This is a genomic window from Aquimarina discodermiae, assembly GCF_040786235.1.
Lineage (GTDB): Bacteria > Bacteroidota > Bacteroidia > Flavobacteriales > Flavobacteriaceae > Aquimarina.
Genome location: NZ_JBFMKP010000033.1, coordinates 1 through 14669, shown reverse-complemented (window position 1 = coordinate 14669; position 14669 = coordinate 1). Strand labels below are relative to the sequence as shown.

The window sequence follows — 14669 nt, the reverse complement described above, 5'->3', positions numbered from 1 at the left end:
GTTATTTTATCAACCCAGCTCTTTTTAATAAAGCTTCGGGTTTAGGTTTTTGACCTCTAAAACGCGTATATAGTGTCATCGGGTTTTCTGTACCTCCTTTTGATAAAACGTGTTCTTTAAACTTTGTAGCAATTTCTTTATTGAAAATTCCATTTTCTTTAAAATATTCGAATGCATCAGCATCCAAAACTTCTGCCCATTTATAAGAGTAGTAACCAGCAGAATACCCACCTTGAAAAATATGAGAAAAAGCAGTGCTCATGCAACTTTCTTCTACATTTGGAAATAAAGAAGTTGTATCAAAAGTTTTTTTCTCGTGCCCTTTAACATCTGTAATAGCACTTGGATTTTGAGAATGCCATGACATATCTAAAAGCCCAAAACTTAATTGACGTAAGGTAGACAGACCTTCTAGAAAAGTAGCAGATTGTTTGATTTTTTCTACCAATTCCATTGGGATTACCTCATTTGTTTCATAATGTTTTGCAAACAATTCTAAGGCTTCTTTTTCATAGCACCAATTTTCTAATACCTGACTGGGTAACTCTACAAAATCCCAGTATACGCTGGTTCCTGATAAACCAGGGTAAGTAGTGTCGGCCAGCATACCGTGTAGTGCATGACCAAACTCATGAAACAATGTGGTTACTTCGTTAAATGTTAGCAGAGAAGGTTTTGACGGTGTAGGTTTTGTAAAATTACACACAATAGATACATGAGGTCTAATGTTCCTTTCATCCTTTTTCATTTGCGATTTATACGATGTCATCCAGGCACCATTACGTTTTCCAGGTCTTGGGTGAAAATCTGCATAAAATAAAGAGACAAAATTACCATGTTGATCTGTAACATTATAGGTTCTTACTTCTTCGTGGTATTTGTCAACTTCATTCGTTACAGAAAATTGTAGTCCAAACAATTTGTTCGCAATAGAGAATACACCATCAATAACATTTTCTAACTTAAAGTACGGCTTTAACTTTTCATCATCCAGATTAAATAGTTTTTGTTTAAGTTTTTCAGAGTAATAAGCACTGTCCCACGTTTGTAATTGATCTATTCCATCTAATTCCCTAGCAAAAGAAGATAATTGTTCAAATTCTCTTTCTGCAGCGGGTTTGGCTTTTTCTAAAATTTCATTTAAAAAAGAAAATACAGTATCAGGAGATTGAGCCATCCGTTCTTCGAGTACATAATGTGCATGAGAACTATAGCCCAAAAGTAAAGCTCGTTGATGTCTAAGTTTTGCTATTTTTAATACAATATCTTGATTGTCGAGAGCATCTTTTTTAAAGCCTTTTGAGCCAAACGCCAATGAAAGTTTTTTTCTTAGTTCTCGATTATCTGCATATTTCATAAAAGGAATATAACTTGGGTAATCTAATGTGATTAACCATCCCTCTTTATTTTTGGAAGCAGCAAGAGCTTTGGCAGCATCTTTTGCTCCTTCAGGTAAGCCCGCCAAATCTTCTTCATTGGTAATGTGCATTTCATACTTATTCGTTTCAGCCAAAACATTCTCTCCAAATTTTAGACTCAATGTAGAAAGTTCCTTGTCAATACCTCTAAGTTCTTCTTTCTTATTTTCAGGAAGATTAGCGCCATTTCTGGAGAAGGACTTGTATCTTTTTTCAAGAAGTCTGGACTGTTCTGCAGTTAGGGATAATGATTTCTTCTTATTATATACCGTTTCTATTCTTTTAAATAGATCTAAGTTTAATGCAATATCATTACCAAATTCAGAAAGTAGGGGAGATGCTTCCTGAGCTATTTTCTGAATATCTTCATTGGTTTCTGCACTATTAAGGTTAAAAAATAAGCTAGTTACCCTATCCAGTAATTCTCCACTATAGTCTAGCGCTTCGATCGTGTTTGTAAATGAAGCGGGCTCTGGATTGCTAACAATCTTGCCAACTTCTTTCTTGGCAAGTGCAATTCCATTTTTAATAGCAGGTAAAAAATGATCAGAAGTGATTTTAGAAAAAGGTGCGGTATCAAAAGGTTGTTGTAATGGATTGTTCATTAGTTTTATGATAATTTTTTAAAATTACGAATTCAATTTGTTCTTATGTCGAAAAAAACAACCACTCATCGAAAATTGGTAGATTTGATTAGGTCCGTTTTATATCAAATAAGTTTTATACTAATACATTTGGTTTAGGTTTATTAGTATGGTCAAGTGTTAGGATAGAAAATTATTAGTATTTGGGGTATGAATATTAATAATTGTTTCTAATGTAAAGACCAAATATATCGAAAGAGCTGCAATTTTTGTGGCTCTTTTGTTTGTATTTTTTTCCGAAATCAACACTTTTTTACGGTTTTTACCTGTTTTAGTGTATGTTTTTTCTATCAAAAAATAATAAATAATGTTAAAATTGAGTGTTTTATCGGTTAAATATGTTTTTTATCGAAAAATTGTAAAATTTATCTCATACTTGTTTGGTGTAATGAAAGTAAGGTTTTACCTTTGTTTCAGGTTTTAAGAGTAATGGTCTTACGTTGAATTTTTTGTGTAATATATTTAAGTTGGTTAATAAATATTGTTATTTTCTTTTGTAAGACCTGATATTCAGAAGAGTTACCGAAAGGTAGCTCTTCTTTTTTTGTTATTATTCTTTCGACAAATTTCGGATCAAGATCAAAAGTTGTGTTTATGCAAATATTCTAGTTAATCTAAATAAGAAGAATTCTACATTTTTGACACCTCTGAACTTTGCTCTAAACGCTTTTACTTTTGATTTGAAATATTTCACTAATATTATAGCACTTCTTTTATATAGAGTCATCTACAATTTATAGATAAGGTATAAACTATAATATTAAAGTTTTATACCATAATAAAGATTACTAACCTGTTTATTTTTCAATGATATTGGGTTAGAAAAACACATTATCCTATTTTTTAAGCACTTTGTGATTGAAAATTAACCATTTACACATTCAAATATACCGTTTATACATTCAAACATACCGTTCATACAAAACGAATACATATTTATGTTTTGTGTTGTTAAGTTTATAAAAAAATCATAAATATGTTAATAAATTTTATAGTTTACTTCTTTTTGTTTATTAGAAGTTTAGTTTTTTAACATTTTTATGGTTTAAGTATTAATAAAAAATTGCAAACTCAAAACATGAAAAAGACAAAAAACGCTATTCTATTAGGAATAGGAGTATTAGGATTGTCGATTTTTTCGACATTAAAAACGGCGAACAAAAAAGATGTTCAAGTCAATACTGCAGATGAAATTGCCTGTATAAGAGAGCAACATATGGAGTATTTAAATAATAGTCCGTACAAGGATATCAAAAACCTTTCTAAAAAAGAACGAAGAGCACTACGTCTTCCTCCCGATAGATATTATGAGCAACTATGGGAGCTAAGTATGAACCCCGCTACGGGAAGACCAGAACCCGAGAAGTTGACGGCCTTAAGGAAGCAATTAGGTAAAAGAACTGCGCAAAGGGTTCCAGGAGAAGCTAATAACCCTTGGGTAGAAAGAGGACCTAATAATGTAGGAGGACGTACCAGAGCTTTACTGTTTGATCCTAATGATAATACTAATAGGCGAGTGTTTTCTGGCGGAGTAAGTGGCGGTTTATGGGTAAATAATGATATTACCAATGCCAATTCACAATGGGCTAGAGTACAAGGGGTACCTGGTAATTTGAACGTGACTTCAATAACAGTAGATCCAAGAAATAATAACAATTGGTATCTGGGGACAGGTGAACATTATACTTTTGGAGATGTAGTAGGAAATGGAGTCTATCGATCTACGAATGGAGGAACTACCTGGCAAGCTGTAAATATTCCTCCTGCTGGAGGAGGAAATATTAATCAAGCGGTTGATAACCTTTTCTTGTCTGGAATTTACTATGTTAATAAAGTAGTTGCCTGGAACAACACAGCTCAGAATCGAACAGAATTATTTGTAGGTGTTGGAGCTCATGATCATAAAACGTCGGTAAATCCTTCCAATATATTGGGCCCTCAATCTGCAGGGTTGTATAGGTCTATTGATAATGGGCAAACATGGAATCGAATCGAAACGGCAAATATGAGATTTACAAATACAAATCGCACCTATTTTTATATTCCTAATGATTTTGAAATTGGAGCAGATAATCGATTATGGATGTCTACTATTAGTCATTTTCATTTTAATGAAGAGGGAGGGGGGCGTATTTTTAGTACTACTAATGGTACTACCTGGACAGAAGCCGGAGTGTCGCCAATAGAAAATTCGGATAGAGTAGAGTTAGAAGCTTCTGCTACAGACCGTAATAAATTATATGCATTGGTAGGAGGCGTTACTACCGCTACAATTCCTGTAAGTATATTCAGTACTTCTGATGGTTTTGCTACAGCGACAAGAACTAGTTTACCAAATGATGCAGATAATGATATCAATGCGAATGATTTTACTAGAGGACAAGCGTTTTACGATTTAATGATAGAAGCAGATCCGGGGAATGATGATATTGTGTATGTAGGAGGAATTGATCTTTTTAGATCTACAAATAGTGGAGGGTCTTGGACACAAATATCTAAATGGTCTAATAATAATAATCTGGCAGCATTAAATGTGCCTACTGTGCATGCAGATCATCACGCAATGACCTTTAGGCCAGGAAATAACAATCAGGCGATATTTGGTACTGATGGAGGAGTATATTATTCGAATAGTTTATCGACTGCTCAAAGTAATACAAACTCAATTCAATCAAGGAATACTGGATATAATGTAACTCAATTTGTCAAAGCATCTGTAGGCCCAGAAAGTGCAGGAAGCCAGGATATTTTATTACTGGCTGGATCTCAGGATAACGGGACACAAATATTTAGAGATCCTGTAGCAGGAATTAATAGCTCTGAAGAGATATCAGGTGGAGATGGTTTTTATAATTTTATTGATACAGATGGAGAGTTTTTAATCACATCGTTTTCGGGCTTAACTGCTACCCGATTTAATTTACCATGGAATGGAGTGGATAGAGGAACCAGTATTCTGAATTTTACAGGAGGGCCTTTTTTACCTCCAATGGGATATGATAGCGGTGCCAACCTTTTATTGGTAGATGCTTCTGGTGGAGGACAATTTCTAATTTTTACAGTAGATGCTACTAGTAATACCGCCGCCGATTTACAAGATAGGATTACTAATGCATTACTAGATGCGGCTCCAACAGCATTTACACCATCTCCTTTTGCTAATAATACTTGGTTAGTGGGATTGGCCAATGGTAATCTACTTAGATTAACCAACGTAGGGGTAAGAACTGCTAACTGGGCAAATATTAATACGCCGTTTGTAGGGTCGATATCTTCTATACGATTTGGAGCAACAGCCAATGATATTATGGTGACTATTCATAATTATGGAGTAACTAGTGTTTGGGCAACTACTAACGGAGGGGCGAATTGGGTAAATAAAGAAGGGAACTTGCCAGATATGCCGGTAAGAGATATTTTGCAAAACCCATTGGATAGAACTGAAGTGATTTTAGCTACACAATTGGGAGTTTGGCGAACGAATAATTTTAATGCGAATAACCCTAATTGGGTACGATCGCAAAATGGCATGAGTGATGTAAGTGTAACCTCTTTTGATTATTGGGCAGTAAATGGGAATAATAATAACAATACTGTTATTGCGTCTACCTATGGTAGAGGGATATTTACCGGATCATTTACTGCAAATGGTGTGGCAGATACGCAGGCACCAACGGTTCCTCAAAATTTAAGGAGTTCAAATGTTACACAAACATCGGTAAGTCTTGCCTGGAATGCCTCACAAGACAATGTAGGGGTAACCGGATATGATATCTTACAAAACGGGGTTGTAATTCGACAAAACCTAAATGCGACTAATTTTCAGGTAACAGGACTTGCTTCTGGTATTCAATTTAGGTTTAATGTTAGGGCCAGAGATGCTGTGGGAAATAGATCTGCTAATAGTAATACGATTCAAGTAAGAACCCTTGGGGAAGTAGCTTATTGCGCGGTTACAGGTAATGTAAATGACGAATTTATTAGTAATGTTACTGTAGGTAGCGTTAATAATACATCTCAAGGCTCTAACAATGGATATGGTGATTTTACAGCTATGCGCACCAATTTATCTAAAGGAAATTCGTCAACAGTTTCGATTACACCTACTTGGACAGGAAGAACTTTTAGTGAAAGATATTCGGTTTGGATAGACTATAATCAAAATGGCAATTTTACGGATGCAGGAGAGCAGGTATTTACTCAAGGGGGTACTACCAATAGTCCTGTGTCAGGTCAGTTTACTGTTCCTAATTCTGCTACCAATGGGGCAACCCGAATGCGAGTGATAATGAGCGGTAACGATATCACCTCTCCATGTGACAATTTACGTTTTGGAGAAATCGAAGATTATACGGTGAATATTACAGGAGGAATCGTTACTCCAACGCCAACTTGTACTGATAATATACAAAATGGAAATGAAACCGGAGTAGATTGTGGAGGTCCTACTTGTCCACCATGTGCAACTAATAATGACGGAGTAGTATTTGTAAATATGACAGATATCACCGTTAGTGCTTCAAATACGTGGGGGCCTTTTAGAATAGAAGTAGGAGATAATAATAGTTTCGGAGCTTGGATTTCTGGAGGCCAGCTAAGGTTTGTGAGTAGAGAAAATGATTTGGTGGTTGTTGGATCTACAGATAATATAGCATTAATTAGAGCTGGTGTTCAGGTAGGAGCTACGAGTAACTTTAACTCGAATGCCAATAATTCTTTATTAGGTACAGATTGGAATGGTCAATCTGGTTTTATAGGGTTTAGGTTTTTAAATGGAGGTAATACCCATTATGGATGGTTCCATGTTACAGTTACAAACAATGGTTCTGGATATACAATTACCGATTATGCGTATAATAGTAATGCAAATCAACCTCTTACTACCGTAGTAAGAAATAGTCAAAACACTGCTGCAAAAGAAGAGATTGTTTCTGATGTTAGTATATCTCCAAACCCATTCAAAAACAGTTTTGAGATCAATACCGCAAGTATCAACTCAAATAATTTTTCAGTAAAAGTTTATGATATTAGAGGAAAGTTATTGGTTAATAAACGCTATGACAACAATCCTAATAAAATTGTAATAGGTGACCAAATAAGAACTCAAGGTAGTTATTTTGTACAAATCAATACTGATAGAGATTCTAAAACTTTAAAAGTTATTAAGCTTTAAATGTTATATAAATAAAAAGACCGCCTTTTTGAGCGGTCTTTTTTTGTTATATAGGTGTTACTATTAGTTGTTCTTAATCTTTTTAGCACCTTCTATTACTTTTTCTTTAAGTCCCTCTTTATAAGCAATTACTTTATTCAAAACCGAAGTGTCGTTTGATCCAATGATCTGAGCAGCTAAAATACCTGCATTTAGAGCACCATCCAATGCCACAGTAGCTACAGGAACTCCTCCTGGCATTTGTAAAATAGATAAAACAGAATCCCAACCATCTATAGAATTTCTCGATTTTACAGGTACTCCTATAACTGGTAATGGAGATAAAGAAGCTACCATTCCTGGTAAGTGAGCAGCACCACCAGCACCAGCAATAATTACAGAAATCCCTCTGGTATGTGCATTTTGGGCATAATCAAATAATTTTTCGGGAGTGCGATGTGCTGATACGATATCAACTTCTGTTTCGATATCAAAACTTTGTAATATTTCGATAGCTTTTTCCATGATTGGCATATCACTAGTGCTCCCCATTATTATTCCTACCTTACTCATTGTATTATGTTTTTTGTTAGTATATTATAAACCCTATATAGTGTTAATTTTAGAATTACCATCAAAAATGAAGTTATCATAGATAGTGTATCTACTTACTAATTACCTGTATGGTGTTTTTAACGTCTTCGGCAATTTTTCTTGCTTCATTTATATCTTCATGTATAATGGTAACATGCCCCATTTTTCTGAAAGGGCGTGTTTGTTTTTTTCCATAGATATGTGGTGTCACCCCTTTCATTTTCATGATTTCATCGATGTTTTTATAGACCACATTTCCTGTATGACCTTCTGCTCCTACAAGATTAACCATGATGCCCCCAACTTTACTTTCTGTCGCTCCTAATGGTAAATCTAGAATAGCTCTTATGTGTTGATCAAATTGATTAGTGTAGCTTGCTTCAATACTATAATGTCCACTATTGTGAGGCCTTGGAGCAACTTCGTTTACCAATATCTGGTCATCTTGTGTTAAAAACATCTCTACTGCAAGAATACCAACATGCTCAAAAGCTTTTGAGACTTTTTGAGCGATGTCCACTGCTTTTTTTGCAATATCGTCATCAATTCTTGCAGGACAAATTACATATTCTACCTGATTAGCTTCAGGATGGAACTCCATTTCTACTACTGGGTATGTCTGTATGGCTCCACTTGGGGTACGAACCACAATTACAGCTATCTCGTTTTTAAAATTAACTAATTCTTCTGCAATACATTCTGTATCTGGTAATTTGGCAAGGTCAGAACCAGATTTAATAATAGAAACACCGTTTCCATCATATCCTCCTTGAGTACTTTTCCATACAAAAGGTAGTTTAACAACATTGCTGGTAATACCTTCTGCAAGATGGGCTTTATTAGAAAAACGTTTAAAAGCAGCTGTAGGAATTTTATGTTCCTTATAGAAAAGTTTTTGTCGACCTTTATTTTGTATTTTCTCTAACGTACTTGAGCTAGGGTATACCTTTTTTCCATCCTTTTCTAGTTGCTTTAAAGCTTCGAGGTTTACCGATTCTATTTCAAAAGTTATGATATCAGCTTTTTTGCCAAAATTATATACGGTGTCATAGTCCATTAAATCACCTTGCTCAAAAAAGTCACATGCAATCTTACCAGGAGCATCTGCACTAGGGTCTAAAACACGGGTTTGAATATCATACTTTCGGGTTTCATAAAGCATCATTTTGCCTAACTGACCACCTCCTAATATTCCTAATGTAAAACTTGATGAAAAAAAATTTGTCATTTCCGGGGTTTCCAATTTATTATAAAAAGGCAAAAATAATTTTTTCAGAAGGAATAACCATAATAATGTGAGGTAAATGCTTTTAGTAAGCATTATAAATCGTGTTTTATAGGTTTATTAGTAGAAATTATAATATAAACAGGAGATAAAATGCTATTAGTTATGCTCATTACTAATCACTATCTTTGCGCCTTTAATTTTTAAATTAAAGAAAACCTAAGAAACATCAAATGATAAAGCTGCATGATTTAGAGTTTATTCCTTTTATAGACGAAGATACGATTGATACGGCTATAGATAAGATTGGAGTGATGTTAAATCAGGACTTGGTGGATAAAAAACCATTGTTTATTGGAGTCTTAAATGGAGCATTTATGTTTGCTTCTGAGGTTGTCAAAAAGTTTGATTATGCATGTGAAGTTAGTTTTATAAAATTAGCTTCTTATGAAGGAACCCAGTCTACATCTGAAGTAAAGAAGCTGATTGGACTAAATGAAGATGTGTCTGGTAGAACAGTAGTAGTTTTAGAAGATATAATAGACACAGGCAATACGATCGAAACAATTGTTGATTTATTGATTAAAGAAGGGTGTGCAGAAGTAAAAGTAGCCACTTTGTTTTATAAGCCTGAAGCATATAAAAAGAAAATTAATATTGACTATATAGGGATAGAAATCCCAAATAGATTTATTGTAGGATATGGACTTGATTATAATGGATTAGGACGTAATCTTACAAGAGTTTATCAACTAAAAACAAAAAAGATGACAAATTTAGTGTTATTTGGACCTCCAGGAGCCGGAAAAGGAACACAAGCAGAAGTTTTAAAACAAAAATACAACCTAGTACATATATCTACAGGAGATGTGTTTAGGTATAATATAAAAAATGAAACTACCTTAGGAACTCTTGCAAAATCGTACATTGATAAAGGGCAATTAGTACCTGATGAGGTTACCATAAATATGCTAAATGCAGAAGTAGATAAAAACCCAGAAGCAAAAGGTTTTATTTTTGACGGTTTTCCAAGAACCGAAGCGCAAGCAGACTCGTTATCAGAATTGTTGGGCTCAAAAGGAGTTGATGTAAGTGCAATGGTGGCTTTAGAAGTTGATGATGAAGTATTGGTTCAGAGGTTATTAGAAAGAGGGAAAACATCGGGTCGGGCAGATGATGCAGACGAATCGGTAATACGTAATCGTATAAAAGTATATTATAACGAAACTGCAATTTTAAAGAACTACTATCAAAAAGAAGATAAATATTTTGGAGTAGACGGTGTTGGAGCAATTAATGAAATTACAGAACGATTAAGTAGCGTAATAGATAATTTGTAATTCTAAGTTCGTTAGAATTTGGAATTAGAATGTATAAAGAATACCATTTTTTAACGGCAGGAGTGCTTAGCCAATAAATGAGTAAAGAGAACTTATGACAGAAGGGAATTTTGTAGATTATGTAAAATTGCATGTATCCTCTGGTAAAGGAGGTAAAGGATCAGTGCATTTGCATAGAGAAAAATATATTACCAAGGGCGGTCCCGATGGAGGAGATGGGGGGCGTGGTGGTCACGTAATTATAAGGGCGAATCCTAATATGTGGACCTTATTCCATCTAAAGTTTAAACGCCATTTTAGAGCAGAGCATGGAGGTAATGGAAGTAAGAGTAGAAGTACAGGAGCCGATGGCTCTGATGTTTATGTAGATGTTCCATTAGGAACTGTTATTCGTGATACCGAAACTCAAGAGGTTATAAAAGAAATAACCGAACCTAACCAAGAGTATATCGTCGTAGAAGGTGGTATGGGAGGAAGAGGGAATTGGCATTTTAAAAGCCCTACAAACCAAACGCCACGATATGCACAGCCAGGAGTAGAAGGACAAGAGTCTGATATCACTTTAGAGCTTAAAGTGTTGGCCGATGTTGGTTTGGTCGGCTTTCCAAATGCAGGAAAATCTACGTTATTATCTGTAATTACTTCAGCCAAACCCAAAATTGCAGATTATGAGTTTACTACCTTAAAGCCAAATTTGGGAATCGTAGAGTATAGAGATTTTCAAACATTTGTAATGGCAGATATCCCTGGTATTATAGAGGGAGCTGCAGAAGGAAAAGGTATAGGGCATCGTTTTTTAAGGCATATCGAGCGTAACTCTACCTTGTTGTTTTTAATCCCTGCCGATGCTCCGGATATTAAAGAACAGTATGAAATTTTATTAGATGAGCTACGTCGTTATAATCCTGATTTATTAGATAAAGAAAGACTTGTTGCGATTTCGAAATGTGATATGTTGGATGATGAGTTAAAAGAAGAACTAAAAACAGAGCTTGATCAGCAGCTTACAGTTCCGTATTTATTTATTTCATCGGTTGCTCAACAAGGTTTGCAAGAACTAAAAGACAAGCTTTGGCAAATGCTTACTGTTTAAAGTAATTTTTTTGATTTTAACTGCCAATTATAACAAATACTGTTCGTACAACCATAGTAAATCGCCCAGAAGAGGTTTTAGATGAGGTAGAAGAGGAGGAAACCGAAGAAGTGATTGAAGGAGATAACAATGTATTTATTCTTCAGCCATTAAGAGTTTACCCAATCCCTTTTAAAGATCAGCTTACAATTGCCAATGTTAGAGGAAAAAGTATAAAAGAGTATGCTTTTTATTCGATCGCAGGTAAAATGTTTAAAGTGAATACCCAGGAAGAAGGAAATGAATTAATATTTGATACGAAGAAATTTCCTGAAGGAGTTTATTTTCTTAAACTCTGGACAGATACAGAAGTGATGATAAAAAAGATTCTTAAGAAATAGATGATAAACGATTTAATAATTTTAATAAGCAGGTTTCTTCAAAGAAACCTGCTTATTTGTTTATAGGGCTGAGGTTGGTGAAATTTATAATATAATTCGTATTAATACTTGTTTAACATTTGTTTAACTGAAATTTATCGAAGTAAAATAGACCCGGATCGTTTCACTAGGATAACCTGATTAGTAATGTTTTTAGAGTTTTCAAAAACGCTACTAGACAAGAGTTATAGATATACTAATGAAACCAACAATGCTATGAAGATTAAAGATGTAGTATCCGTTTTTGCTTTATCAGGATTTTTATTAATCACAGGGTGTGGAGAGAGTGATCATCAAAATAAAGATGAGAAGCTTCTTGCTCAAAATTTTTCTCAAACAAAAAAGGTTGTTAAAATTCCGACAATAACAGAGTTTACCTCTGTAGACAAAGGATTTTCGATCTTCACTTCTGCGATAAAGGCTACGGGGGTTTCTAAGATGCTTGATGATGAAGGGGCTTATACAATTTTTGCTCCGGCAAATCTTGCTTTTGATAGATTTTCCAAAGAGACGATCGAAAAATGGTTGTTGCCAGAGAACAAAGAAAAGCTTACAGCAATAGTAAAGTGTCATATTATTCCAAAGATTATTAAAAAAGAAGATATTGTGTATACTGTTAAGAAGCAAGGAGGAAGTGTAAAACTAAAAACATTGGATGGAGAATTGATCACTGCTACGTTAAAAGGAAATAGAGTATTTCTGATTGATAAAAATGGAAATGGCGGTGTTTTGATCACTACCGATGTGGCCGCGTCCAATGGCGTAATTCATACGATCGATGCAGTCATGATGCCTAAAAAATGAAAAAATGGTAATAAGTGTTCTTTATAGTCTACTTACAGGCTTTTTTAGTTGTGAATGTATAAAAGCCCAAAGTCATAAGGCGTCCATAAACAACTTTTGATAGAACTCTGTTTTAATGCAGAATTAACCCAACTATTACAGGTGTTGAAACATGTGTAGCTTCCCATAGCTTCATAAAAATCATCATTTTTTTTGTACCCAAGTCCAGCGAGTAATATTTTTTGATTACGTTGATCTAGTTTAAAAGTACTATTGATATATCGGTTGATTTTGATAAGCTGTTCTTTGTTAACTTTGATAGCTACCCAATGCTTTTTTGTTTTTGAGTGTCTGGTAACATGTAATAATGATGGGCTTACAAAAAAAAGTGCTTCAAGTCCATTTAGGAGTGTAAAATCTCCCCAAGTGGGCGTTTCTACATAAAAATTTTTGTCTCCCCATCCAAAAGAAAAGTATTGAGCTTTATCATTATATATTTGACCTTCTAGAATAGCTGGTATTAAATCCTGTTTTTGAATAATTATTTCTAGATGAACACCGTTAGAACTTAAATAGATGGTGTGGTTTTTTTGAGTATTAGTTGCTTTGTTGTTAACTGTAATAAATGAAAGAATAATAGATATCAGTAGATATGAAAGGGGAAGAATTAGAAGATATCCCGTGTATTTCAATATTTTTCTAAATAATTTCACTTCAGAACTAGTACTCAAATGATTTTGTTGAAAATTGACTTGCTTGACAAAAATATACTTATTTTCTTAGTAAAGAAATAGCTGCCTTTTATTATAAACCTTAGCTCATCAAGTATACTATAAAAAGTATCTGTTTTAGTGATTTTTCGCAGTAAAACGAAGAAAAATTGTATCGGTCTTTGGGTAAGTTAAAAATTACAAAGTTTTCAGAACAAAAATCCTAGTCACTTTGAGCATGTCATTTTTTGCATAAATCAAAAAAACTTAATCATGTTAAAGAAAAGTATTCGTGAAGTATATAAGAACTATTTGTAAAACAAAGATGGATGTAAATAGATTGAAAGCTAAGGTGTAGTTAAATCCTTTTTTAGCTACCTTAATAAATAAAAAATGTGCTATAAATGATGCTATAATCCATTCTATGTATTCATTTATCGGTAAAAAGTTTGATAGCTGCCAAAAAAGATCAAAGCGTTGTGCAGTTGCTTCGACCACAATGTCTAGAGCAACAAATAATAAAGCGCCCAAAATGGAAATTATAATTTTGTTAGTACTGATTTTTTCTGCTATTGCCGAAGTGCAATAAGTTATTGCTGCCCAGTTTACACAGACCATAATGGGTACCCCAAAAAATTTAATTCCCATACCGTCTCCATATTCGTATTCTCCAAAAATGAACTCGTAATTTACACCAATGTATTCTATGATCATTCCTGAGAAAAAAACAATTAGTAATCCTAATAACATTTTTTTATTTTTCAGAGAGTTTAAAATGATCAGTCCTATGCCTAAAAGTTGAATTGCAAAAAAAATGATCGAAAACCAATTCTCGTGCCCCATAGCAAGTGTTATAATAACTAGAGTAATAAGTGACCAAATCAAAACAATAGAAATGATAGATTTTTTGGTCATTCTTTTTGCTGAGGGTAACAGTTCGTTTTTTTGCAAATTAGAAACAGTTTTTATTGATGAAGAGATGTCTAAAAGTAATTTCTTGATCACTATTTCTTTGTAAACATAAATATTGTTGATTTATTGTTTTAATGATTTGTAAAGAATGGTAAAGAAATCTGTGATATGATAAAATAATGATCGCAAAACACAGAAGACAACTCCTTTTTGAATACAAAAATTTGGGTTGTTTTTTAGATAACCTAAAATAAAATTATAGGGTTACCCATATAAGTCTCAAATTATTGTAAATGAGTATGTTATTTTGTAAATTGTATGTAAATACACAAAAGATGAAGATATTAAAATCACTTGACAGGCAGGTGTTTACAGATCG

The 14669-nt window shown here is 33.8% G+C and carries 10 protein-coding genes; 5 read left to right on the top strand and 5 right to left on the bottom strand.

Going from position 1 to position 14669, the window contains the following annotated elements:
- Nucleotide 1: 1 nt before the first annotated feature.
- On the bottom strand, nucleotides 2-2023 hold the full coding sequence (locus ABW636_RS18780; protein WP_367591616.1) for a M3 family metallopeptidase: 2022 nt from the start codon (nucleotides 2021-2023) through the stop codon (nucleotides 2-4).
- Nucleotides 2024-3140: 1117 nt separating this feature from the next.
- Between ABW636_RS18780 and ABW636_RS18775 the strand changes: the two genes are divergently transcribed.
- Nucleotides 3141-7235: a GEVED domain-containing protein gene (locus ABW636_RS18775; protein ID WP_367591615.1), complete on the top strand. Its 4095-nt coding sequence runs from the start codon at nucleotides 3141-3143 to the stop codon at nucleotides 7233-7235.
- 63 nt (nucleotides 7236-7298) lie between these two features.
- Here the strand turns inward: ABW636_RS18775 and purE are convergent, their stop codons facing one another.
- Nucleotides 7299-7787, bottom strand: coding sequence for a 5-(carboxyamino)imidazole ribonucleotide mutase (gene purE, locus ABW636_RS18770; RefSeq protein ID WP_367591614.1), 489 nt, complete (start codon nucleotides 7785-7787; stop codon nucleotides 7299-7301).
- Nucleotides 7788-7878: 91 nt separating this feature from the next.
- Nucleotides 7879-9036 (bottom strand): 5-(carboxyamino)imidazole ribonucleotide synthase, encoded by a 1158-nt coding sequence (locus ABW636_RS18765; RefSeq protein WP_367591613.1) that lies wholly within the window; start codon nucleotides 9034-9036, stop codon nucleotides 7879-7881.
- A 230-nt stretch (nucleotides 9037-9266) separates the two neighbouring features.
- Between ABW636_RS18765 and ABW636_RS18760 the strand changes: the two genes are divergently transcribed.
- The 4 genes from ABW636_RS18760 (at nucleotide 9267) to ABW636_RS18745 (ending at nucleotide 12689) form a co-directional block, all read left to right on the top strand.
- The gene (locus ABW636_RS18760; RefSeq protein WP_367591612.1) at nucleotides 9267-10373 is read left to right on the top strand and encodes an adenylate kinase; all 1107 of its coding nucleotides are present in this window, start codon (nucleotides 9267-9269) and stop codon (nucleotides 10371-10373) included.
- Between the two features lie 94 nt (nucleotides 10374-10467).
- On the top strand, nucleotides 10468-11466 hold the full coding sequence (gene obgE / locus ABW636_RS18755; protein WP_367591611.1) for a GTPase ObgE: 999 nt from the start codon (nucleotides 10468-10470) through the stop codon (nucleotides 11464-11466).
- 110 nt (nucleotides 11467-11576) lie between these two features.
- On the top strand, nucleotides 11577-11846 hold the full coding sequence (locus tag ABW636_RS18750) for a T9SS type A sorting domain-containing protein (RefSeq protein WP_367591610.1): 270 nt from the start codon (nucleotides 11577-11579) through the stop codon (nucleotides 11844-11846).
- A gap of 186 nt (nucleotides 11847-12032) precedes the next feature.
- Nucleotides 12033-12689, top strand: a complete 657-nt coding sequence (locus ABW636_RS18745; protein WP_367591609.1) for a fasciclin domain-containing protein — start codon at nucleotides 12033-12035, stop codon at nucleotides 12687-12689.
- A gap of 44 nt (nucleotides 12690-12733) precedes the next feature.
- Here ABW636_RS18745 and ABW636_RS18740 read toward each other — a convergent pair whose 3' ends face one another.
- Nucleotides 12734-13399 (bottom strand): DUF2459 domain-containing protein, encoded by a 666-nt coding sequence (locus ABW636_RS18740; RefSeq protein WP_367591608.1) that lies wholly within the window; start codon nucleotides 13397-13399, stop codon nucleotides 12734-12736.
- A 255-nt stretch (nucleotides 13400-13654) separates the two neighbouring features.
- Nucleotides 13655-14293: a carotenoid biosynthesis protein gene (locus ABW636_RS18735; RefSeq protein ID WP_367591607.1), complete on the bottom strand. Its 639-nt coding sequence runs from the start codon at nucleotides 14291-14293 to the stop codon at nucleotides 13655-13657.
- Nucleotides 14294-14669 lie beyond the last annotated feature (376 nt).